Source organism: Streptomyces sp. NBC_00091 (genome assembly GCF_026343185.1).
In the GTDB taxonomy this organism is placed as follows: domain Bacteria; phylum Actinomycetota; class Actinomycetes; order Streptomycetales; family Streptomycetaceae; genus Streptomyces.
Genome location: NZ_JAPEMA010000001.1, coordinates 4076884 through 4101683 on the forward strand (window position 1 = coordinate 4076884; position 24800 = coordinate 4101683).

Consider the following 24800-nt stretch of genomic DNA (forward strand, 5'->3'; position numbering starts at 1 on the left):
GGTGGATTTCTGTACCGACAGGCAGCAGCATGCGCGCACCACCCGCGCTACTCGCGCGTAACAAGGTAAAGGGGACCCGATGCTGACGCCCCGCCAGAGACTGCTGGCGTTCCTGACCCTCTGCCTCGCCCTCCTGGCGCCCGTCCCGGCCCAAGCTGCCGCCCCGGCCCCGGCAGCAGCCCCCGCGCCGGCGGCCGCGCGCAATCCGGTGGTCTTCGTGCACGGTTACAACGCCGACCCGGGCGTCTGGGGAGCCCTGCGCGAGGACCTGAGGGCCGACGGGTACGCGGACTCCGAGCTCTTCTCCTGGGGCTACGACACCCACCAGTCCGTCAACGAGGTGCTCTCCGGCCGGCTCGCCGCCTACGTCGACGAGGTCCGCCGGCAGACCGGCGCCGCCCGCGTGGACCTCGTGGGGCACTCCTTCGGCTCGCTCGTCGGCCGCTGGTACGTCAAGTACGGCGGCGGCGCCGGGACCGTCGACCACTGGATCTCGCTGGCGGGCCCCAACCACGGCACCTCCACCGCCTGGGCCTGCGCCCTGTGGGACCAGGCGTGCCGGGACATGACCCCGGGCTCGTACGTGGCGGAGAACCTGGCCGCGGGCGACGAGACCCCGGGCGCGGTGAAGTACGCGACCTTCTGGTCGGAGTGCGACGAGGTGGTCAACCCTGACAGCAGCGTCCCGCTCGCCGGGGCCCTCAACACGCCGGTCGGCTGCCTGAAGCACAACGACCTGCTCGGCGACGACGCCACCTCGGCCGGAGTGCGCGCCTTCCTCCGCTCCTAGGCCGGCCGTACCCGCTGGAGCAGCCCGTACGTGAACTCCGCCACCAGCGGCTGCCCCGACGCGGTGAACGCCAGCCGCCAGCGCGTCGGCGCGGTGCCTTCCATCGGCCGCGCCGGCGCGAAGGCCCGCGCCACCTCGTCCACCGTCGCCGACCAGGGCCGCAGGTCCCCGGCCGTCTCCAGTACGGGTCCCCGCGCGCCCGGGGCCCGGACCAGCCACTCGTTCCACACGGCCCCGTCCGGCGCGGCCAGCACCTCGAACCGCAGCTCCGGCCAGAGCGGCACCGGCCACAGCAGGGCCTCGCACTCCAGGTCCCCGATGCTGCGCCGCTGAGCCGACTCCGGCGGGCCGAGCACCGACCGGTAGCGGGCCAGGGCCCCGCGGGAGCGGGGGGAGCGCACCATCGCCTGCCAGCGCCGGTTGGCCTCCCGCTGCTCGGCGAGCGTGGCGCCCAGGCGCAGCCGGGCCTGCTCGGCGAGGTCCGGCTGGAAGTCCGCCATCCTGCGCAGCAGCACCAGCTGGAAGGCGGCCGGCCCGAAGGCTCCCGGGCGGTGCGGAGTCGGCGTCGCTGTCATGGACGTAACGATTCCACACAGGATCCTTACGTTCCCGGAATGCTTATGTTGCCGGAGACCGCATAGCCTGCGGGCGCCATGAACTACTGCCCCGCCTGTCAGAGGCATCTCAACGGAGCGCTCGCCTGCGCCGGCTGCGGGACCCCGGCCGAGTACCTGGCCCCTGCCGGGCCGGCGGCCGCGGCGGCGCCCGCGCCCGAGCCGCAGCCCGCGCTGGCCGAGGTGTTCGCCGATTCCCTCGTCGTGCTGTCCGGCCCCCACGAGGGCCGCGCGGGCACCCGCAAGCGCGCGGCCGCCCGCCGCCGGCGCGGCTGGAGCGGCCGGGGCGTCCTGGCGCTCGGGCTCGGGCTGGTGCTCGCGACCGGGGGCTCGATCGCCGTGGCCCGGATCGTCGGCGACGACGAGGGTGCCGACCGGGCGGACAAGGTGGTGCTGACGGACTCCGGCCCGGAGCAGCCGCAGCCGCTGCCCAGCTTGGAGGGCGCGCCCGCCGAGCCCTCGGCCCTGCCGTCCGCGAAGGGCGCCGGGGGCGGGGCGAAGACGGCCCGGCCCAGCGGCAGCCCGAGTGGCTCGGCGCAGCCGGGAGCGAGCGGGAGCGCCTCCGCCTCGGCGGCGACGCCCTCGCAGAAAGGTTCCGCCAGCGGGGCATCCGTAAAGCCCACGACATCGGCGAAGCCCGCGCCGGGCACCTCCGGCCCGGCGAAGCCCGGAAAGCCGAAGCCCGCGCCCTCTCCCACGCCGACCGAGACCTGCGTGTTCTGGATCTTCTGCTGACGAGCCTGATGGGCCTGATGGGCCCGGCGGGTCTGATAAGCCCGGCGAGCCCGATCGGGCCGCCGGGCCGGCCCTTCAGGCCAGCATCCGCCTGAGCAGGTCCCGCAGTGCCGTGCGCTCCTCCGCCGAGAGCCCGGCCAGGGGCTCCCGCGCGAAGTCCAGCGACTCGCGCAGCCGCTCCGCGGTCTCGACGCCCTCCTCGGTCGGGGCGGCCAGCTTCACCCGGCGGTCGGCCGGGTCCGGGCGGCGCTCGACCAGGCCGCGGGTCTCCAGCCGGTCGATGATGCCGGTCACGTTCGAGGGCTCGCAGCGCAGCTTCTGCGCGATGCGCCGCATGGGCAGCGGCTCCAGCGAGAGCAGGTTCAGCACCTTGGCCTGGGCGCCGGTGAGCTGGTGGCGGCCGGCCGCCTCCTCGTACTCCATGTGGTAGCGGGCCACGACATCGCCGATGAGCTCGACGACCTCGACGGTCACTGGGTCTGCGCGACGACTGGGCATGGATCCAGAGTAACCGTTTACTTGACAACATGAAATATCCAGGCGCATGGTTGTTTCACGTTCTGAAGTAATTCTTCGTTCCCCCAGGAGTCCCTCATGTCTCAGATCCCCGCCGTCAGCCGCGAGTGGCACCTCGTCCGCCGCCCGCAGGGCTGGCCCGTGGCCGAGGACTTCGCCCTGCGCGAGGTGCCCGTCTCCGCCGAGCCCGCCCCCGGCCGGATCCTGGTGCGCAACCTCCACATGTCCGTGGACCCCTACATGCGCGGCCGGATGAACGAGGGCAAGTCCTACATCCCGCCCTTCCAGCTCGACGAGCCGATGCAGGGCGGCGCGGTCGGCGAGGTCGTCGCCTCCGCCGCCGAGGGCTTCGAGGTGGGCGACCACGTCCTGCACCACCTGGGCTGGCGCGAGTACGCGGACTTCGACGCGCAGTACGCCACCAAGGTGGACGCCTCCCTCGCCCCGCTCTCCGCCTACCTCGGCGTCCTCGGCATGCCGGGCCTGACCGCCTACGCGGGCCTCTTCGAGGTCGCCTCCTTCAAGGAGGGCGACGCCCTCTTCGTCTCCGGCGCGGCCGGCGCCGTCGGCAGCCTCGTCGGCCAGTTCGCCCGGATCAAGGGCGCCTCCCGCGTGATCGGCTCCGCCGGCTCCGACGAGAAGGTGACGCTGCTCACGGAGAAGTACGGCTTCGACGCCGCCTTCAACTACAAGAACGCCCCCGTCGCCGAGCAGCTGAAGGCAGCCGCCCCCAACGGCATCGACGTCTACTTCGACAACGTCGGCGGCGACCACCTGGAGGCCGCCCTCGCCACCCTGAACACCCACGGCCGCGCCACCCTCTGCGGTGCGATCGCCGGGTACAACGACACCGAGGCCGCCCCCGGCCCCCGCAACCTCATGATGGTCATCGGCAAGCGGCTGCGCCTCCAGGGCGTCCTCGTCGGCGACCACTACGGAATGCAGCAGCAGTTCGTCAAGGACGTGGCCGGCTGGCTGGCCTCCGGCGAGCTCCGCTACGACGAGACGGTCGTCGAGGGCGTCGAGAACGCCACCGAAGCCTTCCTCGGCATGCTGCGCGGAGAGAACACCGGAAAGATGATCGTTTCCTTCACCGGTTAGGCTCCTCCCACGACCGTCGCGATCGTGGGCGCGCATCGCGGCGATTCATCTGGAGGATCTTCTTCATGTCCATCACGCAGACCGACGTCGCGTACACGGCCGTCGCCACCGCCGAGAACGGCCGTGACGGCCGCGTCGCCACCAACGACGGCCAGCTCGACGTCGTCGTGAACCCGCCGAAGGAGCTCGGCGGCAGCGGCGCCGGCACCAACCCGGAGCAGCTGTTCGCCGCCGGGTACAGCGCCTGCTTCCAGGGCGCCCTCAGCGTCGCGGCCCGCAACGAGAACGTCGACGTCACCGGCTCCACCGTGACCGCCGAGGTCGGCATCGGCAAGAACGACGAGGGCTTCGGCATCATCGTCAAGCTCACGGCCTCGATCCCGACCGTGGACGCCGCCACCGCCAAGGACCTGGTCGAGAAGGCCGACCAGATCTGCCCGTACTCCAAGGCGACCCGCGGCAACATCACGGTCGAGCTGAACGTCGCCTGACCGCGCCGCACACCGTGCGAAGGCCGCATCCCCAGGGGGGTGCGGCCTTCGCCGCGTCCCGGCCCCATAAACTGGCCCCATGCGTGATCTTGCGGGGGGCTTCCGGTACTTGCTGGCCGGACAGAGATGGGTGTTCCGGAACGGCCGCTGGCTGGGCTTCGGCCTGCTGCCGGGCCTGGTCTCGCTGGCGCTGTACGCCGCCGCGCTGGCCGGGCTCCTCTACGGCGTCGACGACTTCGTCGACTGGGCCACGCCCTTCGCCTCGGACTGGTCCTCGCCCTGGCTCGGGATCTTCCGCGGCTTCCTGACCGTCGTGGTGATCTCCCTGGGGCTCTTCCTCTCGGTGATCACCTTCACCGCCGTGACCCTGCTGGTCGGGCAGCCCTTCTACGAGTCCCTCTCGGAGCAGGTCGACCGGACCGAGGGCGGCGACGTGCCCGAGTCGGGGCGCTCCTTCTGGGAGGACCTCTGGATCTCCGCCCGGGACAGCGTCCGGCTGCTGGTACGGGTGCTGCTGTACGGGATCCTGCTGTTCGCCCTCGGGTTCATCCCGGTGATCGGGCAGACCGTGGTCCCGGTGATCGGGTTCTGCGTCTCCGGCTTCTTCCTCACCCAGGAGCTCACCTCCGTCGCCCTCCAGCGGCGCCGGGTGGACCTGGCCGAGCAGCTGGTCCTGCTGCGCGGGCGGCGGGCGCAGGCGCTGGGCTTCGGGGTGCCGCTGGTGCTGGTGTTCCTGATCCCGCTGGTCGCGGTCTTCCTGATGCCGGGCGCGGTGGCGGGGGCGACCCTGCTGGCGCGGGACCTGGTGGGGGCGGATTCCGCCGAGGACGGGGCGGAGGGGGAGACCGAGGAGGCCGACTCCGACAGCCACCCCTACGGCCAGGGCAACCCCTACGGCCAGGGCCACGCTCCGGGCCAGGGCCAGCCGTACGGCGCCCCCGGGCAGCCCTACGGCGCCGGGCAGCAGCCTTACGGCCAGGGCCACGCCCCGGGCCAGCCCTACGCCCCGGCCCAGCCCTACGCTCCGGCCCCCGGCCAGGGGCATCCCTACGCTCCCGGCCAGGCCTACCCGCCGGCTCCCGGCCAGGCCTACGGCCAGGGGTACCCGGCCTCGTACTCCTAGGGCGGCGGCCAGGACGGCGGCCCCTCAGCGCCCGGCGCGCCGCAGCAGGGTGAGCGCCCCGACGGTGTCCTCGCCCGCGTGGGCCGCCGGGTCGGCCTCCAGCCGCTCCCGCATCAGGTCCAGGTACGGGCCGATCAGCTCGGTGCTGACCCCCTGGTCGGCGGCGGTGCGCACCAGGGTGCCGCTGGCCGCGACCTGCATGGCCAGGTTGGACTCCACCCCGCTGGTGAAGTCCCGCGAGGTCAGCCGCTCGGCGGCGTTCCCGGTGAAGAAGCCCATCGCGCCCAGCCACTCCGACAGCAGCGGCGCCAGGTCCTTCGGGGCGATGTCCTCGCCCTCGATCAGTGCGTAGGCGTGCGAGATCCCCCCGAACAGCCCGTACATCGCGCTCAGCAGCGCCACGTCGTGCAGGGCCGCGTGGCCGGGGTCCTCGCCGACGAAGCGGGCTGCGGCCGGGACCTCCAGCACCTCCCGGTGGGTGTCGAAGAGGGCGCGGGAGCCGCTGTAGAAGACGTAGCCCCCGGCCTCCGGGGCGCCGATCATCGACGGGGTGCCCATGATCCCGGCGTCCACGAACCGGGCCCCGCGCTCCTGCGCCCAGGCGGCCCGCGCCCGGCCCTCGGCGGGGGTGCCGGTGGTGAGGTTGACCAGGTCCTTGCCGGTCAGGTCGACGCCGTCCAGGGCGGAGCCGATGCTGGCGTCGTCCAGCAGGCAGAGCACGACCAGGGTGTTCGCGGCCACGGCCTCGGCGGCGCTCGCCGCGACGGCCGCGCCCTCGGGGGCCAGGGCCTCGGCCTTGGCGGCGGTGCGGTTCCAGACGGTCAGGGGGTGCCCGGCGGCGAGCCAGGTGCGGGCGAGGGCGGTGCCCATGTCGCCGAGGCCGAGCAGGGCGAGCGGACGCTTCGTCACGTGTGTGTCAGTCATGCCGTTTAGCCTGGTGGCGGGCGATGAAGTGCTCAAGTACGCACTTTGGGGTGGGTGGTTACCCCGGGGTGAGCGAGCAGGTGGGAGGGGTGGGTGTGATGGCGCTGACACGGAGGCCCGGGGCGGACCACTGCGGGATCGCGGCGGCGATGTCGGTGATCGACGGCAAGTGGAAGGTCTCGCTCCTGTGGGAGCTGGAGCAAGGTCCGCGCCGCCGCTTCGGCGAGCTGCGCCGGCTGGTCCCCGGGGTCTCGGAGAAGGTCCTCGCCGCGCAGCTGCGCGAGCTGGAGACGGACGGCATAGTCCACCGCGAGGTGTACGACGAGGTCCCGCCGCGCGTGGAGTACTCCCTGACCCCGCTCGGCGAGGAGCTGAACGGGGCCCTGGAGGCCCTGGGGGAGTGGGGCGCCAAGCACCTCCTCCCGGATTCCGCCTGAGCCGGGGCCGAGCCGGGGCCCAGGCGGGGCCGGGCGTCAGGCGGGGATGTCGACCGTGACCACGTCCGGGGTGTGGTCGTCGGCCTCGGCCAGGAGGGTGCCGTCCGGGGCCCATGCGGCCGCGCCGCCGCAGCCCGTCCAGGGGCCCGCCGGGCCGACGTGGTTGGCGAGGACCACGTACAGGCCGTGCTCCTTCGCGATCCCGGGGTAGACGCTCGCCCGCTCGGCGCGGCCGCCGCCCGTGCCGTACAGGGAGCTGGCCAGGTGCACGGTGCAGCCGTCGGCCGCGGCCCGGCCGGCCAGGTCCGGGAAGTGGTTGTCGAAGCACACCCCCAGCGAGAAGCGGATGCCGCCGAGTGCGAAGCGCCCGTCGGCCGTGCCCGGGGCGAAGGCGCCCTGTTCGTGCTGGAAGAGGTGCTGTTTGGCGTACGCCGTCACGTGCGCGCCCTCCGCGTCGTACACCAGGGTCGCGATGGTGGGCAGCGGCCCGTCGGTGCGCAGGGCGACGTTGACAGCGGTCGCGATCCCGGCGGAGCGCAGCCCGTCCAGGCGGGGGTCCTCGGGGCCGTCCAGCCACAGGCCGGGGTCCTCGGCGAGGGACTCCAGCTCGTACCCGGTGAGCGTGAACTCCGGGAAGACCACCAGCTCCGCGCCCTGTCCGCGCGCCCGGGCGGCGAGGGCGGCGGCGTGGGCGGCGTTGGCGGTGACGTCGGCGGGGACGCAGGTGAGCTGCGCGGCGGCGATCTTCATAGGGTCCAGGGTGTCAGTCCTCCTGCGGGCTCCGGCCGCCGGGGAGTCCGCCGCGGCGGCGCACCAGGCCCAGTTCCACCAGGTTGAGGCCGGTCACCACGGCGGTCAGCAGCGCGAGCGCCCCGAGGGAGGGCAGCAGCGCGGCCGCCGGCAGCAGGGCCAGGACGGCCGCGGCGGCCACCAGCCGGGTCACCGACCAGGAGCGGAAGAGGTGCCAGCGGGTGTAGCCGAAGGTGGCGAGGAAGAGGGCGCAGCCCCCGTAGAGGAGGGCGGCGACGGCGAGCGGCAGCCGGGCGCCCGGGTGGGCGACGGCCTCGGCCATGCCGACGGCCACCGCGATGATCGAGGCGATCAGCGAGAGGTGCCCGTACGAGAGGACCTGCCGGGCCACGTCCGCCCGTACGGCCGCCGTCTCCAGCCCGTGCCGGACGGCTCCGGCGGCCAGGTGGAAGTAGACCCACCACATGCTGCAGACCAGGGTGAAGGCCACGGCGACGGCCGTCAGGGAGCCGGCGTCCAGGTCGGGGGCGGTGGCCACCGGGGCGCCGACGGCCACGATCGACTCGCCGAGCGCGATCATCACGAACAGGCCGAACCGCTCGGCGAGATGGCCGGAGTCGAGGTTCAGCCGGACCATGCTGGAGCGCGTCAGCCGGGGCGCGGCCAGGTCCACGGCGGCGGCCAGGGCCCACAGCCCGACGCGGGCGTTCCCGTCGAGGAAGGCGCCGGCCAGCAGCAGCGGTCCGCTGATCAGCACCGACAGGGTCACCGGGGTGGGCCTCAGGCGCCGGCTGCGGCCGTGGGCGAGCGCGGCGAGCACCAGGCGGGCGCAGAAGTAGGCTCCGGCGAGGAGCGGCCCGCGGTCGCCGTAGGCCTCGGGCAGGGCCAGGGCCATCAGCAGGCCGCACAGTCCGGCCGCGAAGAGGGCGATCCGGTTCAGCGGCCGGTCCGCGTCATGGGTGTTGGCGTGGACGGTGTTGCCCACCCACACCCAGTAGACGGGCACGAAGACGATCAGGGCGCGGCCGGTGCCGGCCCATCCGTGGTCGTGGTGCAGCAGGGCCGAGACCTGCGTGACGGCGAACACCAGCACCAGGTCGAAGAACAGCTCCGACCACGCGACCTTCTTCTCGGCCTTCTCGGCCTCCTCGGCCGGCTTTTCCGCTTCCTGCGACTCCATTTCGTGTCCCCCCACTCGAAGTTCGGGGAAAGGATGCCCGGTCGGATCGCACGGTTATGCGCCGGGGCCCCGCAGCAGGGTCAGGAAGGAGCGGAACGCGGCGGGCATGTCCACCGATTCCGGGGCGAGCAGCCACTGGTACTGGAGGCCGTCCATCACCGCCGTCAGCAGCGGAGCGGCCTGTTCCGGGGTGAGGCCCGAGGGGAGGCGCTCGCCGAACTCGGCGCGCAGCAGGGTGGCCATCTCCGCGCGTACCTGCGCGTAGCGCTCGGTGAAGAACGCGCGGGCCGGGTGGCCGTCGGTGACGCTCTCGCCGAGCAGCGCCGAGAAGGTCTGCACGATGCCGGGGCGCATGGCGTTGTACTCCACCAGCGACTCCAGCAGGTCCAGGCGCCAGGCGTCGGCGGCGGCGCGCGAGCCCCCGCCGGTGTCCCAGCGGTCGCGCTCCTCCAGGACCGCGACCAGCAGGGCCTCCTTGGTCGGGAAGTAGTGCAGCAGCCCCTGCTGGGTCAGGCCCACGCGTTCGGCGACGGAGCCCAGGGACGCGCCCCGGTAGCCGCGCTCGGCGATCACCTCGACCGCCGCGCGGACGATCTCGCCGCGCCGTTCCTCGCTCTTCGCCCTGGCCATCGCCGGCACCCCTTCCGCTCACACCTGCCAGCAGGACCGTACGGCATGGTGAAATCACGAAAAGATTACAAGACCTACCGCTTGCCAGGTAACGGGTCCACGATGGGGGCCATCCGCCCCCCACCGGAAGAGGAGGCACGGCTGTGACCGATGCCGATCAGGCCCGCGAGGACCGGGCCCGCGAGGACCGGGCCCGCGAAGACGCCGTGGAAGCGGCGCTCGGCAAGCTGGACCTCGACACCAAGGCCCGCCTCCTGGCCGGCCAGGACATGTGGTCCCTGCCCGCCGTCCCCGGGATCGGGCTGGGCTCCCTGGTCATGTCCGACGGGCCCGTCGGCGTCCGGGGCGTGCGCTGGACCGCCGACGACCCGTCGCTCGCCCTGCCCTCCCCGACCGCGCTCGCCGCCGCCTGGGACCCCGCCCTCGCCCGCCGCGCGGGCCGCCTCCTCGCCCAGGAGGCCCGCCGCAAGGGCGTCCACGTCCTCCTCGCCCCCACCGTCAACCTGCACCGCTCCCCGCTGGGCGGCCGCCACTTCGAGTGCTACTCCGAGGACCCGTACCTCACCGGCGCCATCGGCAGCGGCTACGTCAGCGGCGTCCAGGACGGCGGGGTCGCCACCACCGTCAAGCACTTCGTCGGCAACGACGCCGAGACCGAGCGCTTCACCGTCGACAGCGTCATCGCCCCGCGCCCGCTGCGCGAGGTCTACCTGGCGCCCTTCGAGGCCATCGTCGCCAACGCCCGCCCCTGGGGCGTCATGACCGCCTACAACCGCGTCAACGGCACCACCATGACGGAACACCGGTACCTGGTGAACGAGGTCCTGCGCGGCGAGTGGGGCTTCGACGGCTACAACGTCTCCGACTGGATGGCCGCCCGCTCCACCACCGGGGACGTCCTCGGCGGCCTCGACGTGGCCATGCCCGGCCCGCAGACCGTCTACGGGCCCGCCCTCGCCGAGGCCGTCCGCGCCGGGGAGGTCCCCGAGCACGCCGTCGACGGGGCCGTGCGCAACGTGCTGCGGCTCGCCGCCCGCGTGGGCCTCCTGGAAGGCGCCCCCGCCGTGGTCGCCGAGCCCCCCGCGCCGGTCGACGGGCAGGCCCTGGCCCGCGAGCTGGCCGCCCGGGGGTTCGTCCTCGTACGCAACGACGCCGGCGCCCTGCCGCTGGACGCCGCGCCCGGCCGCACCGTCGCCCTGATCGGCGCCGCCGCCCGGGACGCCCGCGTCCTCGGCGGCGGGTCCGCGACCGTCTTCCCCGAGCGGGTGGTGTCCCCGCTCGACGGGCTCACCGCCGCGCTGCCCGAAGGGGCCCTGACCTTCGCGGTCGGCGCCGACCCGAGCGACGAACTCGGCCCCGCCGGGCAGGGCTTCGAGCTGCGCGCCGTCTGCCGGGACGCCTCGGGGGCCGTCATCGGCGAGGGCGGCCTGCCGGGCGGGCAGGTCCAGTGGATCGGCGAGGACCTGCCCGCGGGGGTCACGTACGAGACGATGGCCACCATCGAGGTCACCGGTACGTACCTGCCGCGCGAGAGCGGCGAGCACGCCTTCGGCACCCGCGGACTCGGCGCCTTCACCCTCGCCGTCGGCGGCCGCACCCTCTGGGAGGGCGTCCAGGAGACGGGCGACGAGGCCGACCCCTTCGAGGCCTTCTTCGGGGCCCCCAGCGAGCGCGCCCGGATCACCCTCACCGAGGGCGAGCCGGTCGGGGTGTCGCTGACCTACCGGGTTCCCGACATGAGCGCGTTGCCGCTCAAGGCCGTCGTGTTCTCCCTGCTCCACCTCGGGCCGCGGCGCGACGCCGACGAGCTGATCGCCGAGGCGGTGGCGGCCGCGCGGGCCGCCGACACCGCCGTCGTGGTCGTCGCCACCACCGAGCGGGTGGAGTCCGAGGGCTTCGACCGGCGCGACCTCACCCTGCCCGGCCGCCAGGACGACCTGGTGCGCGCCGTCGCCGCCGCCAACCCCGACACGGTGGTCGTCGTCAACGCGGGCTCCCCGGTGGAACTGCCCTGGCGCGAGGACGTCGCCGCCGTGCTGCTGACCTGGTTCCCCGGGCAGGAGGGCGGGGCCGCGCTGGCCGACGTACTCCTCGGGGAGGCGGAGCCCGGCGGGCGGCTGCCCACCACCTGGCCCGCCGCGCTCGCCGACGCGCCCGTCACCGAGGTCGTCCCCGCCGAGGGACGGCTGGAGTACCGCGAGGGGCTGTTCATCGGCTACCGGGCGTACGAGGCCCGGGGCGTGACCCCCGCCTACCCCTTCGGGCACGGCCTCGGCTACACCGACTGGGCCTACGAGTCCCTGGAGGCCACCGCCGGGTCCGTCAGGGTCCGCCTCACCAACACCGGGACCCGGCCGGGCCGCGAGGTGGTCCAGGTCTACCTGGCTCCCCTCGCGGACGGCGTCGAGCGCCCGGCGAGCTGGCTGGCCGGTTTCGCGGGCGCCGAGGCCGGCCCCGGCGAGAGCGTCGAGGTGGAGATCGCGCTGCCCCCCCGGGCCTTCGAGATCTGGGACGAGGAGGCGCGCGGCTGGCGCCGGATCGGCGGCACCTACGAGGTCCGCGCGAGCCACTCGCACGCCGACACCCGGCTGACGGCGACCCTCGACCTGTGACGGCGGGGCGGCGCGACACGCCGTAGCGCCGGATTGGCCGGAAAACATCCCCGAACCGGGACGGGGGCGGGCCCTGACGACCCGCCCCCGTCCCTTCCGCGTCAACGTGGCGGCTGCGCCGCCGTCACCTGTCGGTGCGCGAGTTCCGCGAGCCGCGCCTGCCCGTCCTTGCCCGGGTGGAACCAGTCCCAGTGGCTCAGTTGGTCCGCCGCGAAGGGGTACTGGAAGACCGCGCCGCCGTCGTAGCGGCACAGCTCGTCCTTCGCGCAGACCTCGCGCAGCACCTCGTTGTACTCGACCACCCGCGCCCGCACCTTCTCCCGGCGGGCCGTCGCCCCGGCCTCGGCCGACAGCGGGTCGGCCAGCATGGACTGACAGATGCCCAGCTTCCAGATCTGCCGTACGACGGGGCTGTCCCGGCCCTGCTCCCACAGCCGCTGGAGGTCCGGCACGGAGGACACGTACACCTGCGAAGTGGGCGACGCGGCCCGCAGGTCCTTCAGGGACTGCTCGAAACCGGCCCGGAACTCGGCCACCGGGGTCATCGACGAAGCCGTGGGCCGGCAGGCGTCGTTCGAACCCACCATCACCGTGACCAGGCCGGGCTTGTGCTGCGCCGCCGAGGCCAGCTGCCCCGGCAGGTCCGCCATGCGCGAACCGGTCACCGCGTAGTTCCAGCTCCGCGCGGGCACCTCCGCGTCGCCGAGCAGCCGGGCGGCCAGGGAGCGGACCGCGGGATCGCTGCCGGTGGCCCAGGAGACCTCCGGGCAGTCGGCCAGCACCGAACAGGCGTCGAAACCACGGGTGATGGAGTCGCCGACCGCGGCGACCGAGGCGGGCGCGGGGTTCCAGCGCGGGGGGGCCTGCGCCCCGCGCTCGCCGCCGGCCGCCGGCCCGCCGGAGTCACAGCCCGTGACCACCGCGGCCAGGACGGCCACCGCCACACCCGCGCCCGTGGACGTCCGGCGCGCGCGACGGCGCGCAGCGGTGGTGCGCATCGGGTGGTCCTCCCTCGTCGCCCCGTGTCCTTCCGGGGGCGTCCTGCTGAGTGAATGCTCTGTGTTTACGGGCCTTGGAGCGACCGTACGTCACACCATGACCCCTGGCGCACGGTAGCTTTTTCCCGTGGCGTTTCGGCCGCAAGTGCCGCAGCGCAATGTCAAATAATTTCCGTTACATTACATCACGTCACATACTGTCCGTTTTCTGGAGTTTATTCCCGACCTCGTCCCACACTGGAGGTCCCGGTGACGACACGTGGAGTTCTGTACGTGCATTCCGCACCGCGCGCGCTCTGCCCGCATGTGGAATGGGCTGTTGCGGGCGTGCTCGGGGTGCGGGTGAACCTCGACTGGATCAGGCAGCCCGCCTCCCCCGGCACCTGGAGAGCCGAGTTCTCCTGGCAGGCAGAGGCGGGGACCGCCTCGAAACTCGCCTCCGCCCTGCGCGGCTGGCACCTGCTCCGCTTCGAGGTGACCGCCGAACCCTGCCCGACCGCCGAGGGCGAGCGCTACAGCTCCACCCCGGAGCTCGGCATCTACCACGCCGTCACCGGCATGCACGGGGACATCCTGATCCCCGAGGACCGGCTGCGCGCCGCGCTGGCCCGGTCCGCGCGCGGCGAGACCGACCTGGAGGCGGAGATCGCCAAGCTGCTCGGCAAGCCCTGGGACGACGAACTGGAGCCCTTCCGCTACGCCGGCGAGGGCGCCCCGGTCCGCTGGCTCCACCAGGTGGTCTGAAGCGGTACGAGGAAGGCCCCCGCCCGGCACTGCCGGGCGGGGGCCTTCCTCGTACGCGTCGCTACGGTCAGACGGTGCGGAACGCCAGCGAGACGTTGTGGCCGCCGAAGCCGAAGGAGTTGTTGATCGCGGAGATCGGGCCGTCGACCGGCAGCTTGCGGGGCTCCCCGCGCACGATGTCCGCGTCGATGTCATCGTCCAGCTCGTCGATGTTGATCGTCGGCGGGGCGATCCGGTTGTACAGCGCCAGCACGGTGGCGACGGTCTCGATACCGCCGGCGCCGCCCAGCAGGTGACCGGTCATCGACTTGGTCGCGGAGATCGCGATGTGGTCGAGGTCGTCGCCCAGGACCCTGCGCAGGGCCTTCAGCTCGGCCGTGTCACCCTGCGGGGTGGACGTGGCGTGCGCGTTCACGTGGACCAGCTCGGACGGGTCCAGCTGGGTGTTGTCGAGCAGGTTCTGCAGGGCCGCCGCGACACCGCGGCCCGTCGGCTCCGGCTGCGCGATGTGGTGGCTGTCCGCGGACAGGCCCTGGCCCAGCACCTCGCAGTAGACCCGGGCGCCGCGCGCGGCGGCGTGCTCGGCGGACTCCAGGACCACGACACCGGCGCCCTCGCCGAGGACGAAGCCGTCGCGGGCCTTGTCGTACGGGCGGGAGGCCGTGGTCGGGTTCTCGTTGTTCTTGGACATCGCCATCATGTTGGCGAACGCCGCGATCGGCAGCGGGTGGATCGCGGCCTCGGTACCGCCGGCGACGACCACATCGGCACGGCCGGTACGGATCATCTCGACGGCGTAGCCGATGGCTTCGGCGCCCGAGGCGCACGCGCTGACCGGGGTGTGCACACCGGCGCGGGCGTTGACCTCGAGGCCGACGTTGGCGGAGGGGCCGTTCGGCATGAGCATGGGAACGGTGTGCGGGGAGACCCGGCGCACACCCTTCTCCTTCAGTACGTCGTACTGGTCGAGCAGGGTGGTGACACCGCCGATGCCGGAGGCGATCACGGTGCCCAGACGCTCGGGGACGATGGCCTCGTCCTCGCCCGCCGGAGCGGTGTAACCCGCGTCGGCCCAGGCCTCGCGGGCCGCGATGAGCGCGAACTGCGCCGAGCGGTCGAGCTTGCGGGCCAGCGGGCGGGGGAGTACCTCACCCGGGTCCACGGCGGCCTGGGCGGCGATGCGGACCGGCAGTTCGGCGAAGCGCTCGCCCTCCAGGGGCGAGACGCCGGACCGGCCGGCGAGCAGACCTTCCCAGGTCGAAGCGCTGTCGCCACCCAGCGGAGTGGTTGCGCCGATACCGGTGACGACCACGGTGCGATTGGTCGGGCTCACAGGAATTCTTTCTCCACGTCTAAGGGGGTGCTGAATTGTCACGGCGCCACCGCCGGGTGGCGACAAACGCTCGTCAGGCTCAGGCCTGGTGCTTCAGGATGTAGTCGGCAGCGTCGCCGACCGTCTTGAGGTTCTTGACGTCCTCGTCGGGGATCTTGACGTCGAAGCGCTCTTCAGCGGCGACGACGACCTCGACCATGGACAGCGAGTCGACGTCCAGGTCGTCGGTGAAGGACTTGCCGAACTCGACGTCCTCGACCGGGATGCCCGCGATCTCGTTGACGATCTCCGCGAGACCCGCGACGATTTCTTCCTGCGTGGCGGCCATGTGGCGCTCCTTCTGTGTAGCTAACTGGTGGATCAGGGCGGGAAAAGAGATCCCGGGCCCTAGGGGAGGGTAACGACCGTCGCGGCGTAGACGAGCCCCGCCCCGAAGCCGATGACGAGCGCGGTGTCGCCGCTCTTCGCCGCTCCGGTCGCCAGGAGCCGCTCCATGGCGAGCGGGATCGAGGCGGCCGACGTGTTGCCGGTGGTTTCCACGTCACGGGCGACCGCGACGTGCTCCGGCAGCTTGAGAGTCTTCACCATCGAGTCGATGATCCGCATGTTGGCCTGGTGCGGAATGAAGACGTCCAGGTCGTCCACGGTGATCCCGGCGGCGTCGAGCGCCTGCTGGGCCACCTTGGTCATCTCGAAGACGGCCCAGCGGAAGACCGCCTGACCCTCCTGGGTGATGGCCGGGAACTTCTCCCCGGCGTCCTTGCCGAGGTACTGGTCCCACGGCACGGTCTGCTTGATGGTCTCGGACTTGTCGCCCTCCGAACCCCACACCGTGGGGCCGATGGCCGGCACGTCGGAGGGGCCGACGACCACGGCGCCGGCGCCGTCGCCGAACAGGAAGGCCGTCGCGCGGTCCTCCAGGTCGGTCAGGTCCGAGAGCCGCTCGACACCGATGACGAGCACGTACTCGGCGGAACCTTCCACCACCATGCCCTTGGCGAGCGTCAGGCCGTAGCCGAAGCCGGCGCAGCCCGCGGAGATGTCGAACGCGGCGGGCTTGATCGCCCCGACCCGGTGCGCGATCTCCGTCGCGACGGCCGGAGTCTGCTTGAAGTGCGAGACCGTGGAGACGATCACGGCGCCGATCTGCTCCGGGGAGACCCCGGCGTCGGCCAGGGCCTTGCCCGAGGCCTCCACCGACATCGCGGCGACGGTCTCCTGGTCGGAGGCCCAGTGCCGGGTCTGGATGCCGGAGCGGGAACGGATCCACTCGTCGGACGAGTCGATCGTCTCGAGGATGACCTCGTTGGGCACCACCCGGGCCGGGCGGTAGCCGCCGACCCCGAGGATGCGGGCGTAGGGGGAACCCTTGGCAGGCTTGATCTTGGACATGCTGTGTGGGCTCCTTCTCTCAGGCCGTGTGCTTGGCGATGAGCTCTGCGGCCTTGGGGAGATCGTCCGGCGTCTTCAGCGCCACGCTCGGTACGCCCTTCAGCGCCCGCTTGGCCAGACCCGTCAGGGTGCCGCCCGGGCACAGCTCGATGATCCCGGTGACGCCCAGTTCGGCGAACGTCTCCATGCACAGGTCCCAGCGGACCGGGTTCGCGACCTGGCCGACCAGGCGGGCGACGACGTCGGCGCCCGTGGCGACGACGAGGCCGTCCTTGTTCGACACGTACTTCAGTGCCGGGTCGGCCGGAGCGAGGGCCTCGGCGGCCTTCGCCAGCGTGGCGACCGCGGGGGCCATGTGGTGCGTGTGGAAGGCGCCCGCGACCTGGAGGGCCACGACCTTGATGGAGCCCTCGGGCTTCTCGGCGACCAGGGCCTCGATCTGCTCCTTGGTGCCGGCGGCCACGATCTGGCCCGCGCCGTTGATGTTGGCCGGGGTCAGCCCCAGCTTCTCCAGGTGCGCGACGACCACGTCCTGGTCACCGCCCAGCACCGCGGCCATGCCCGTCTCGGTGACGGCGGCGGCCTCGGCCATGCCCAGACCGCGGGTGCGGACGAACGACAGCGCGTCGCCCTCGCTCAGCACACCGGCGAAGGCGGCAGCGGTGATCTCACCGACGCTGTGGCCCGCGACGGCACCGAAGGCCGTCGGCGCGTCCAGCGCGGTAGCGGACAGCAGACCGGCCGCGACCAGCAGCGGCTGGGCCACCGCGGTGTCGCGGATCTCGTCCGCGTCGGCCTTCGTGCCGTAGTGGGCAAGGTCGAGCCCGATGGCGTCGGACCACCCCGCGACGCGCTCGGCGGCGCCGGGGAGTTCGAGCCAGGGAGTCAGGAAGCCGGGCGACTGAGCGCCTTGGCCTGGAGCGACGAGTACGAGCACCCTCACACTCTCTCTTGTGGATGGTCTCCGCCGCCCGTGGGGACAGGGACGAAGAACGGTCGGGGTAATTGTTGATGTCCGACAAAAGTCTAGGACTGCTGATCTCCGTCGGCCAGACGCCCCAGGATCAGGGCGATCCGCAGCGTGAACGCCGAGCGCACGTCGGAGGGTGACCAGCCGGTGACGTCGGTCACACGTCGGAGCCGGTAGCGCACCGTGTTGGGGTGCACGAACAGCATCCGCGCCGCCCCCTCCAGGCTGCTGGCCTGCTCCAGGTAGACACTCAGCGTTTCCAGCAGCGCCGAGCCCGCCTCCTCCAGCGGTCTGTAGATCTCCTCCACCAGCTGCTCCCTGGCCGAGGGATCCGAGGCGATCGCGCGCTCGGGCAGGAGATCGTCCGCCAGGACCGGGCGCGGGGCGTCCTGCCAGGCCGTACAGGCCTTCAGGCCGGCCGCCGCGGCCTGCGCGGACTTCGTCGCGTTCAGCAGGTCGGGGACCACCGGACCCGCCACCACCGGACCGGCCGCGAACGGCCCGATCACGGACTTGGCCACGTGCATCGGGTTGTCGCTGCCGCCCGCGATCACGACCAGGCGGTCGCCGAGGACCCCGGTGAGGACCTGGAGCTTGTGGTGGCGGGCCGCGCGGCGGATCGCCTCCACCGTCAGCTCGCTGTCCCCCTCCGGGGCGGTGCCCAGGACCACGCAGACGTGGTCCGGCGAGTTCCAGCCGAGCGCCGCGGCCCGCGACAGCGCACCCTCGTCGGCCTCGCCCGACAGCACGGCGTTCACGACCAGGGACTCCAGCCGGGCGTCCCACGCCCCGCGCGCCTCGGCGGCCTGGGCGTAGACCTGGGCGGTCGCGAAGGCGATCTCCCGGGCGTACACGAGCAGCGCCTCGCGCAGGATCGACTCGTCGCCGGGGGCCGCCACCTCGTCGATCGCGGCCTCCATGACCTCGATCGTCGTACGGACCATCTCGACGGTCTGGCGCAGGGTGATCGCCCGGGTCAGCTCGCGCGGAGCCGTCCCGAAGACATCGGTGGAGATCGCCTGCGGGGTCTCCGGGTGCCGGAACCACTCCGTGAAGGCGGCGATGCCGGCCTGTGCGACCAGGCCGATCCACGACCGGTTCTCCGGAGGCATCGCCCGGTACCACGACAGGTTCTCGTCCATCCGCGCGATGGCGTTGGCGGCGAGCCGGCCGGAGGACTTCTCCAGGCGGCGCAGCGTCGCGGCGTGCGGGTGGACAGGATGCGCGGGACGGGTCTCGGGGGACTGCTCACGTTCGGGTTGGGGCACGGGACAAGACTGCCTTATCGGCGCCCCGGCGCGGACTCGGGTCCGCGTGCCGGTCTTCCGGCGGCGGCTACGGTGGCCCGCATGATCGATGTACGCCGCGCCGCCGACCGGTACGCGGGAGGGGACCCGGACGCCGGGATCACCACCCGTCACGCCTTCTCCTTCGGGTCCTTCTACGACCCGGACAACATCCGTTTCGGCCCGGTGCTGGCCTGCAACGAGGAGAGCCTCGCCCCCGGCGCCGGCTTCGACGAGCACCCGCACAGCCACACCGAGATCGTCACCTGGGTGGTGGAGGGCGAGCTCACCCACCAGGACAGCGCCGGCGGGCACACCGGCGTGGTCCGGCCCGGGGACGTCCAGCGGCTCGGCGCCGGGGACGGGGCGCGGCACGTGGAGCGCAACGACGCCGCGGTCCCGCTGAGGTTCGTCCAGATGTGGCTCGCGCCGCTGACGGCGGGCGGGGAGCCCGCGTACGAGGTCGTACGGGACCTCGCGGACGGTACCCCGTACGAGGTCCCGGCGGCAGGCGCCGTGCTCCACGTCCGGCGGCCGGGCGCGGGCGAGCGGGTCCCCGTACCGGCGGCGGAACGGGTCTACCTGCACGTGGTGCGCGGGGACCTGCGGCTCGACGGACAGGAGCTGGGCCCCGGGGACTCGGCGCGGATCACCGCCGAGAAGGGCCTGGAGGTCGTCGCCGGGTCCCCGGGGGAGCTGCTGATCTGGGAGCTGCCGGCCTAGGCCCGGCCCGCGCGCAGTTCCGCGAGGACCGCGTCGGTGAAGGGGGTCCAGGCCTCCACCGCCCAGGGCCCGAAGGCGCGGTCGGTCAGCGCCACGCAGGCGGCGCGGACGTCCGGGTCCACCCACAGGAAGGTGCCGGACTGGCCGAAGTGGCCGAAGGTGCGCGGGGAGGACGTCAGGCCCGTCCAGTGCGGGGACTTGCCGTCCCGGATCTCCATGCCGAGGCCCCAGTCGTTGGGGGACTGGTGGCCGTAGCCCGGCAGGACGCCCTTGAGGCCGGGGTGGACCACGGAGGTGGCCTCGGCGACCGTGCGGACGTCGAGCAGCCGGGGCGCCTGGAGTTCGGCGGCGAAGCGCGCGAGGTCGGCGACGGTGGAGACGCCGTCCTTGGCGGGGGAGCCCTCCAGGCTGGAGGAGGTCATGCCCAGCGGCTCGAAGACGGCCTGGTGCAGGTACTCGGCGAAGGGGATCCCGGTGGTCTTGGCGAGGTGGTCGCCGAGCACCTCGAAGCCGGCGTTGGAGTACAGCCGGCGCTGCCCGGGCGGGGCGCTCGCGCGGTGCTCGTCGAAGGCCAGGCCGCTGGTGTGCGCGAGCAGGTGACGGACCGTCGAACCCTCGGGCCCGGCCGGCTCGTCCAGTTCGAGCGCCCCCTCCTCGTACGCGACGAGGACGGCGTACGCGGCGAGCGGCTTGGTGACCGAGGCCAGCGGGAAGCGGCGGGCCGTGTCCCCGTGGGAGCCGGCGAGGCTCCCGTCGGCGCGCACGACGGCGGCCGCGGCGGCCGGTACCGGCCAGGTCTCGATGGCCCGCAGGCTCTCCATGCTCTCCATGCGGCCGAGCCTACTTGCTTGGAGTGCACTCCAAGGTTTTAGCGTAGGGGCCATGAGCCTGACGGAGACGCGGTACACGATCAGCGAGGTCGAGGCCCGGACCGGTCTGACCCAGCACACCCTGCGCTGGTACGAGCGGATCGGCTTGATGCCGCACGTGGACCGCTCCCACTCGGGACAGCGGCGGTTCAGCGAGCAGGACCTCGGCTGGCTGGGCTTCGTGGGCAAGCTCCGCGCCACCGGGATGTCGGTGGCGGACATGGTCCGCTACGCCGAACTCGTCCGCGAGGGCGAGCACACGGTCGACGAGCGCCGCGAGCTGCTGGAGCGGACCCGCCGCGAGGTGCGGGCGCGGCTCGCCGAGCTGACGGACGCGCTCGACGTACTGGACTACAAGATCAGCATGTATGCGATGAACACCAACACCGTGAACACGGTGAACACGGCCGCCGGGAAGGCACAGTTATGACGGAGCGCAACACCACCATCGAGCGGGCCGAACTGGGCAAGGGCGGACCGCTCGTCGGAGTCCAGGGCCTCGGCTGCATGGGCATGAGCGAGTTCTACGGGGAGACCGACGAGACCGCGGCCCGCGAGACCCTGGACGCGGCGCTGGCCGCCGGGGTCACCCTCTTCGACACGGCGGACGTCTACGGGCGCGGCGCGAACGAGGAGTTCCTGGCGCCCTTCGTGGCCGCCCACCGGGACGAGATCACCCTGGCCACGAAGTTCGCCATCGAGCGCAACGACGACCCGCTCTACCGGGGGATCCGCAACGACCGCGCGTACATCCGCCAGGCCGTCGAGGACAGCCTGCGCCGGCTCGGCGTGGACGTGATCGACCTGTACTACATGCACCGCCACGACCCGGCCGTGCCGTTCGCGGAGTCGGTGGGCGCCATGGCCGAGCTGGTGCGGGAGGGGAAGGTGCGCCACCTGGGGCTCAGCGAGGTCACCGGGCCCGAGCTGCGCGAGGCGCACGCGGTGCACCCCATCGCGGCGCTCCAGTCGGAGTGGTCGCTGTTCAGCCGGGACGTGGAGCGCAGCGCGGTGGGCGCGGCGGCGGAGCTGGGCGTGGCCTTCGTGCCGTACTCCCCGCTCGGGCGGGGCTTCCTGACGGGTGCCTTCGCGGACGCCGCGGCGGAGCTGTCGGCCGACGACTTCCGCCAGCACCAGCCCCGGTTCACCGGCGAGAACGCCAAGGCCAACGCGGCCCTGCTGGCCCCGGTCCGGGAGATCGCGGCCGCGCACGGGGCCACGGCGGCGCAGGTCGCGCTGGCCTGGGTGCAGCAGCGCGCGGCGGTGCACGGCCTGACGGTGATCCCGATCCCCGGCACCCGCAAGCCGAGCCGCCTCGCGGAGAACACCGCCGCGACCCGGATCACCCTGACCGCGGCGGAACTGGCCCTCCTGGAGCCGCTCGCCGCCCGGGTCGCGGGCCCCCGCTACCCGGACATGGCCTTCACCTCGGACTCCCGCGAGGCGTGAGCCCCGCCGCACCATCCAGCCTCGCCGGCGTTTGAGGCGCGGGCGCGGAGCGCCGTGTAGTGAGCCGCGCCGGCGATTGAGGCGGGAAGGGCGGGTAGGGGACCAGCTCCGCGCAGCGGGCTACGCCCCCGCGGCGAAGCGGTCGCGCAGGGCGGCGTACTCGGCGTCGGTCAGCAGTCCGGTGCTGTGCAGCTCGCTGAGGTGCTGGAGCCGGTCACCGGACGGCCGGGGCCCCGGTACGGCCCCCACCGGCGCCCGCTCCCGCAGCGCGGCGAGCACGGCGGCGGCGAACGGCAGGGACTCGTGCACCGCCCCGTACCCCACCCCGAACACCGCGGCCGCCAGGTCGTGGTCCGGCGGGGCGGGGTCCCCGGCGTGGTCCCGCGGCAGCAGCCGCAGGTGCCCGCCGCCCGGGCGGTCCGGCGAGACCCACTCGACGCCGGACAGCCCGGCCAGCGCGAAGTGCTGGTCGCCCGCCCGCCACTTGGCGCTGCTGGCACCCGTACGCGACCAGTGGAAGCCGACCGCCGAGCCGTCGAAGCCCACCCGGGCGTCGTACGCCTTCAGCTGGAGCGGCGGCCCCGGCACCGCGACGAGGAAGCGGTCGGCGGGTTCGGCGGCGCCGGGCCCCAGCCGCTCGCGCAGCGCGTCGGCGAAGGCCACGGCCTGCGGTGCCCGGTCGCCCGGCAGCACCAGCCGGTACGGATCGCAGGCCTCCTTCAGCTGCCCGGCGGCAGCCTCCATCAGCGGATCGGCGCCCGGTCTCGGCGCGGCACGCAGCACCACCGTGTCCCGCCGGCCCATGGCCCCGGCGGCGGCGTTCACACTCACCCCGGACAACGCTTCCAGGGGGATCCGGCGCTCGCCCAGCACGTGCCAGAGCCGTGGAGTTCGCATCCCCCGTGCGAAGCGGATGAGCACCGAGTCCGAGTCGAACTCCCAGACGGCATGATTTCCGGCCAGTACGTCACCCATGCGGCACATGGTAAAGGGACGCGCCCCTGCGCGTCCCCCTCGTCATCCGGCCCGTTTTTTCGGCTTGCTACGGGTGTTGCGTGCGGGGTGACCCCGTCAGCCACCGTCCGTGCCGGAAAATCCGAGCCGGCAGGCGTCGCTCCCGTTCGCGCAAGCGACGGAACCGAAGGCGCCGGTTCCGATCTTGGCGAAGTTGTCCAACGAGGCCGTCCCTGGCTCGAAATATCCGGTGTGGCTCCCGGCCCCCTGCGAGGACAGCAGCCGCGCGCCGAAGCCCGGGGACACCGGATCCGCGCCGTGGCCCACCCCGCCGACCTCCAGGTGCGGTACGTCGGCGATCCAGTCGCCCTCGTCGCGCATCGCCCAGACCCGCGCGGACGTGTGCAGGTCGGCGGCGTTCCCGGCGCGCATGCCGGGGCTGCCCGCCACCACCAGGTCGGTCACCCGGTCCGGCAGCCGGTGCGCGGCGACCCCGCACAGCACCGATCCGTAGCTGTGGCAGAACAGGGCCACGCTCGCGTCCCCGGGTAGGGCCGCGGCGAGGGACTCCAGTCGTCCGGCGCCCTGGACGGCGAGCCTGCCGGTGGCGGCGTCCACGCCGACCCCGGTGGGGGCGGTGTAGCCGGCCCAGGCGATGACGGCGGTCCGGCTCGCCGGCGCGGTCGCGCGCTCGGCCTCGTACAGGGACTGCCCCATGCCGGCGGGGGCGGTGAGGCGGCGCTGGGTGCGCTCGAAGGTGATCGCGTCGGTGTCCACGCCGGGGACGATCACCGAGACCCGGCGGGCCGCGTCGAGGTCGCCGAAGACCTCGGCCACGAGGCCGGCGCCGGTGGGGTCGAAGACGAGCATCTGCCGGCCGGGCGCGGCGAGGGACTCGAAGCGGTGGGCGCGCTTGACGGCGTTGGTGCGGTCGGCGGGGGCCAGCGCGACGTCCCGGCTCCGGGCCTCCTCCACCCGCGCGGTCTGCGCCAGCGCGTTGCGGTTGGCCCGGTAGCGGGTCTCGGCGGGGGCCCCGTCGAGGTTGCCGACCACGAGCGGGTAACCGTCGGCGAGCCGGGCCCGCTGGTGGCCGTCGAGGTCGGCGAAGAAGCGGGCGACCGTCCGTACGGGGGCGTCGGCGGGCGGTACGGCCCGGCCGTCGATCCGGGCCGCGGCCCACAGGGTGAGCTCGGCGGCGCGCGCCTGGACCCCCGCGTCGGGGCGGTGCACGGCGGTCCAGCCCGTGGTCGCCAGCATGAGGAAGACGACCGCCAGCGCCAGCAGGGTGCGCAGGGCGGCGGGGCGCGCGGGGGCGTCCGGGGCGGCGGGGGCGGGGCGGCCGGGCAGGTTCACTGGAGCCAGCCTAGGAGACCGCTGGAGCCCCTGGCGCTCCAGGTGACCGGGCTCACGGCCGCCCGTGGGACACATCACCCTTGCCGTCACGCTCCGTTGCGGCGCCAGTCCGCTGCCAGGGCCGGACCGATCTGGTCGAGGTAGGCCTCGGTCATCCGCCGGATCGCGGCCACGCTGGTGTCCTCGCCCTGGCCCCAGAGCCGGCCGGTGACCCGCATGACGCCGGAGAACGCGGCGACGGCCACCCGGGGCCGCGGATCGGTGTCCAGGTCGAGCCCCTCGCGGGCGGCGATCAGCCGGGCGATCTCCTCCTCCAGCTCGGTGGAGCGCCGCAGGTGGACGGCGAGCAGGGCCGGGGTGGATTCGATCAGCTGGTAGCCCCGCATGTAGAGGTCGATGGGGACCACCTCGGAGATGGCCTCCTCGACGGTGTCCCAGGCGGCGAGCACCGCGCCCCGCATGGCCTCCAGCGGGGCCTCGGAGGCCGGCCGGGCCCGCAGCTCGGCGACGAAGTGGGACTCGACCAGGTCCTGGACGGCGAAGGCGACCTCTTCCTTGTTGGCGAAGTACCGGAAGAAGGTGCGCTGGGAGACCTCCACGGCGTCGGTGATCTCGTCGACCGTGGTCCGCTCGTACCCCTGGGAGATGAACAGGAGCAGGGCCGCCCGCAACAGCGCGTCCCGGGTGCGCCGCTTCTTGCGCTCGCGCAGTCCGGCCGCCGGGGCGGGCCGCTCGTCGGTCATCACCGCGGAGGTCCTCTCTGATCCTGGAGCCGATGCGCCCGGTCCGACGCCGAGCCCGACCTGACGCTGAGTAAGCGGTCAGG

The 24800-nt window shown here is 73.3% G+C and carries 27 protein-coding genes; 11 read left to right on the forward strand and 16 right to left on the reverse strand.

Annotated elements, in window-relative coordinates; all coding sequences use genetic code 11:
• The first annotated feature begins 79 nt into the window (after positions 1 to 79).
• On the forward strand, positions 80 to 790 hold the full coding sequence (locus OOK34_RS18745; protein WP_267035005.1) for a triacylglycerol lipase: 711 nt from the start codon (positions 80 to 82) through the stop codon (positions 788 to 790).
• Here OOK34_RS18745 and OOK34_RS18750 read toward each other — a convergent pair.
• Positions 787 to 1365: a hypothetical protein gene (locus tag OOK34_RS18750; protein WP_267035006.1), complete on the reverse strand. Its 579-nt coding sequence runs from the start codon at positions 1363 to 1365 to the stop codon at positions 787 to 789. The genes OOK34_RS18745 and OOK34_RS18750 overlap by 4 nt on opposite strands.
• Positions 1366 to 1443: 78 nt before the next feature.
• On the opposite strand from OOK34_RS18750, the gene OOK34_RS18755 reads away from it, so the two are divergent.
• Entirely contained in the window at positions 1444 to 2139 is a 696-nt protein-coding gene (locus OOK34_RS18755) for a hypothetical protein (protein WP_267035007.1), read from the forward strand.
• Between the two features lie 75 nt (positions 2140 to 2214).
• On the opposite strand, the gene OOK34_RS18760 is transcribed toward OOK34_RS18755, so the two are convergent.
• Positions 2215 to 2637 (reverse strand): MarR family winged helix-turn-helix transcriptional regulator, encoded by a 423-nt coding sequence (locus OOK34_RS18760; protein WP_267035008.1) that lies wholly within the window; start codon positions 2635 to 2637, stop codon positions 2215 to 2217.
• Between the two features lie 96 nt (positions 2638 to 2733).
• On the opposite strand from OOK34_RS18760, the gene OOK34_RS18765 reads away from it, so the two are divergent.
• The 3 genes from OOK34_RS18765 (at position 2734) to OOK34_RS18775 (ending at position 5370) form a co-directional block, all read left to right on the forward strand.
• Positions 2734 to 3756 carry an NADP-dependent oxidoreductase gene (locus tag OOK34_RS18765; RefSeq protein ID WP_267035009.1) on the forward strand — a complete coding sequence of 341 codons (1023 nt, stop codon included), beginning with the start codon at positions 2734 to 2736 and terminating at the stop codon, positions 3754 to 3756.
• A 65-nt stretch (positions 3757 to 3821) separates the two neighbouring features.
• Positions 3822 to 4247, forward strand: coding sequence for an organic hydroperoxide resistance protein (locus OOK34_RS18770; RefSeq protein ID WP_267035010.1), 426 nt, complete (start codon positions 3822 to 3824; stop codon positions 4245 to 4247).
• A 79-nt stretch (positions 4248 to 4326) separates the two neighbouring features.
• On the forward strand, positions 4327 to 5370 hold the full coding sequence (locus tag OOK34_RS18775) for an EI24 domain-containing protein (protein ID WP_267035011.1): 1044 nt from the start codon (positions 4327 to 4329) through the stop codon (positions 5368 to 5370).
• 24 nt (positions 5371 to 5394) lie between these two features.
• Here the strand turns inward: OOK34_RS18775 and OOK34_RS18780 are convergent, their stop codons facing one another.
• Positions 5395 to 6294: an NAD(P)-dependent oxidoreductase gene (locus OOK34_RS18780; protein WP_267035012.1), complete on the reverse strand. Its 900-nt coding sequence runs from the start codon at positions 6292 to 6294 to the stop codon at positions 5395 to 5397.
• A gap of 98 nt (positions 6295 to 6392) precedes the next feature.
• On the opposite strand from OOK34_RS18780, the gene OOK34_RS18785 reads away from it, so the two are divergent.
• Positions 6393 to 6731 (forward strand): helix-turn-helix domain-containing protein, encoded by a 339-nt coding sequence (locus OOK34_RS18785; protein WP_267035013.1) that lies wholly within the window; start codon positions 6393 to 6395, stop codon positions 6729 to 6731.
• A gap of 36 nt (positions 6732 to 6767) precedes the next feature.
• On the opposite strand, the gene OOK34_RS18790 is transcribed toward OOK34_RS18785, so the two are convergent.
• From OOK34_RS18790 to OOK34_RS18800, 3 genes are read right to left on the reverse strand one after another with little or no spacing between them, the layout of a single operon-like run.
• Positions 6768 to 7481, reverse strand: a complete 714-nt coding sequence (locus OOK34_RS18790; RefSeq protein WP_267035014.1) for a carbon-nitrogen hydrolase family protein — start codon at positions 7479 to 7481, stop codon at positions 6768 to 6770.
• A gap of 13 nt (positions 7482 to 7494) precedes the next feature.
• On the reverse strand, positions 7495 to 8661 hold the full coding sequence (locus OOK34_RS18795) for a low temperature requirement protein A (RefSeq protein WP_267035015.1): 1167 nt from the start codon (positions 8659 to 8661) through the stop codon (positions 7495 to 7497).
• A gap of 54 nt (positions 8662 to 8715) precedes the next feature.
• Positions 8716 to 9291 carry a TetR/AcrR family transcriptional regulator gene (locus OOK34_RS18800; RefSeq protein WP_267035016.1) on the reverse strand — a complete coding sequence of 192 codons (576 nt, stop codon included), beginning with the start codon at positions 9289 to 9291 and terminating at the stop codon, positions 8716 to 8718.
• A 143-nt stretch (positions 9292 to 9434) separates the two neighbouring features.
• Between OOK34_RS18800 and OOK34_RS18805 the strand changes: the two genes are divergently transcribed.
• On the forward strand, positions 9435 to 11903 hold the full coding sequence (locus tag OOK34_RS18805; protein ID WP_267035017.1) for a beta-glucosidase: 2469 nt from the start codon (positions 9435 to 9437) through the stop codon (positions 11901 to 11903).
• A gap of 101 nt (positions 11904 to 12004) precedes the next feature.
• On the opposite strand, the gene OOK34_RS18810 is transcribed toward OOK34_RS18805, so the two are convergent.
• On the reverse strand, positions 12005 to 12901 hold the full coding sequence (locus OOK34_RS18810) for an SGNH/GDSL hydrolase family protein (protein ID WP_267035018.1): 897 nt from the start codon (positions 12899 to 12901) through the stop codon (positions 12005 to 12007).
• A 249-nt stretch (positions 12902 to 13150) separates the two neighbouring features.
• Here OOK34_RS18810 and OOK34_RS18815 point away from each other — a divergent pair, with 249 nt between their 5' ends.
• Positions 13151 to 13645 (forward strand): DUF3145 domain-containing protein, encoded by a 495-nt coding sequence (locus tag OOK34_RS18815; RefSeq protein WP_007263912.1) that lies wholly within the window; start codon positions 13151 to 13153, stop codon positions 13643 to 13645.
• Between the two features lie 67 nt (positions 13646 to 13712).
• Here OOK34_RS18815 and fabF read toward each other — a convergent pair whose 3' ends face one another.
• The 5 genes from fabF to OOK34_RS18840 all read right to left on the reverse strand — a co-directional run bounded on the left by fabF (position 13713) and on the right by OOK34_RS18840 (position 18608).
• The gene (gene fabF, locus OOK34_RS18820) at positions 13713 to 14978 is read right to left on the reverse strand and encodes a beta-ketoacyl-ACP synthase II (protein ID WP_267035019.1); all 1266 of its coding nucleotides are present in this window, start codon (positions 14976 to 14978) and stop codon (positions 13713 to 13715) included.
• Positions 14979 to 15057: 79 nt separating this feature from the next.
• Positions 15058 to 15306, reverse strand: coding sequence for an acyl carrier protein (locus OOK34_RS18825; RefSeq protein ID WP_267035020.1), 249 nt, complete (start codon positions 15304 to 15306; stop codon positions 15058 to 15060).
• Between the two features lie 59 nt (positions 15307 to 15365).
• On the reverse strand, positions 15366 to 16370 hold the full coding sequence (locus tag OOK34_RS18830; protein WP_267035021.1) for a ketoacyl-ACP synthase III: 1005 nt from the start codon (positions 16368 to 16370) through the stop codon (positions 15366 to 15368).
• A gap of 19 nt (positions 16371 to 16389) precedes the next feature.
• Positions 16390 to 17307 (reverse strand): ACP S-malonyltransferase, encoded by a 918-nt coding sequence (locus OOK34_RS18835; RefSeq protein WP_267035022.1) that lies wholly within the window; start codon positions 17305 to 17307, stop codon positions 16390 to 16392.
• 89 nt (positions 17308 to 17396) lie between these two features.
• Positions 17397 to 18608, reverse strand: a complete 1212-nt coding sequence (locus OOK34_RS18840; protein ID WP_267035023.1) for a CdaR family transcriptional regulator — start codon at positions 18606 to 18608, stop codon at positions 17397 to 17399.
• Positions 18609 to 18689: 81 nt separating this feature from the next.
• On the opposite strand from OOK34_RS18840, the gene OOK34_RS18845 reads away from it, so the two are divergent.
• Complete coding sequence (locus tag OOK34_RS18845; RefSeq protein ID WP_267035024.1) at positions 18690 to 19349, forward strand: pirin family protein; 660 nt, start codon at positions 18690 to 18692, stop codon at positions 19347 to 19349.
• Here the strand turns inward: OOK34_RS18845 and OOK34_RS18850 are convergent.
• Positions 19346 to 20170: a serine hydrolase gene (locus OOK34_RS18850; protein ID WP_267036808.1), complete on the reverse strand. Its 825-nt coding sequence runs from the start codon at positions 20168 to 20170 to the stop codon at positions 19346 to 19348. The genes OOK34_RS18845 and OOK34_RS18850 overlap by 4 nt on opposite strands.
• A gap of 61 nt (positions 20171 to 20231) precedes the next feature.
• On the opposite strand from OOK34_RS18850, the gene OOK34_RS18855 reads away from it, so the two are divergent.
• Both OOK34_RS18855 and OOK34_RS18860 read left to right on the forward strand, forming a co-directional pair.
• Positions 20232 to 20648: a MerR family transcriptional regulator gene (locus OOK34_RS18855; RefSeq protein ID WP_267035025.1), complete on the forward strand. Its 417-nt coding sequence runs from the start codon at positions 20232 to 20234 to the stop codon at positions 20646 to 20648.
• Complete coding sequence (locus OOK34_RS18860; protein WP_267035026.1) at positions 20645 to 21667, forward strand: aldo/keto reductase; 1023 nt, start codon at positions 20645 to 20647, stop codon at positions 21665 to 21667. The genes OOK34_RS18855 and OOK34_RS18860 overlap by 4 nt, the downstream gene beginning before the upstream one ends.
• 120 nt (positions 21668 to 21787) lie before the next feature.
• On the opposite strand, the gene OOK34_RS18865 is transcribed toward OOK34_RS18860, so the two are convergent.
• The 3 genes from OOK34_RS18865 to OOK34_RS18875 all read right to left on the reverse strand — a co-directional run bounded on the left by OOK34_RS18865 (position 21788) and on the right by OOK34_RS18875 (position 24717).
• A complete protein-coding gene (locus tag OOK34_RS18865) occupies positions 21788 to 22642 on the reverse strand; it encodes a DUF4429 domain-containing protein (RefSeq protein WP_267035027.1) in 855 nt (284 codons plus the stop codon).
• Positions 22643 to 22738: 96 nt separating this feature from the next.
• Positions 22739 to 23878, reverse strand: a complete 1140-nt coding sequence (locus OOK34_RS18870) for an alpha/beta hydrolase (RefSeq protein WP_323183488.1) — start codon at positions 23876 to 23878, stop codon at positions 22739 to 22741.
• 182 nt (positions 23879 to 24060) lie between these two features.
• Positions 24061 to 24717 carry a TetR/AcrR family transcriptional regulator gene (locus OOK34_RS18875; RefSeq protein ID WP_267035028.1) on the reverse strand — a complete coding sequence of 219 codons (657 nt, stop codon included), beginning with the start codon at positions 24715 to 24717 and terminating at the stop codon, positions 24061 to 24063.
• Positions 24718 to 24800: the final 83 nt, after the last annotated feature.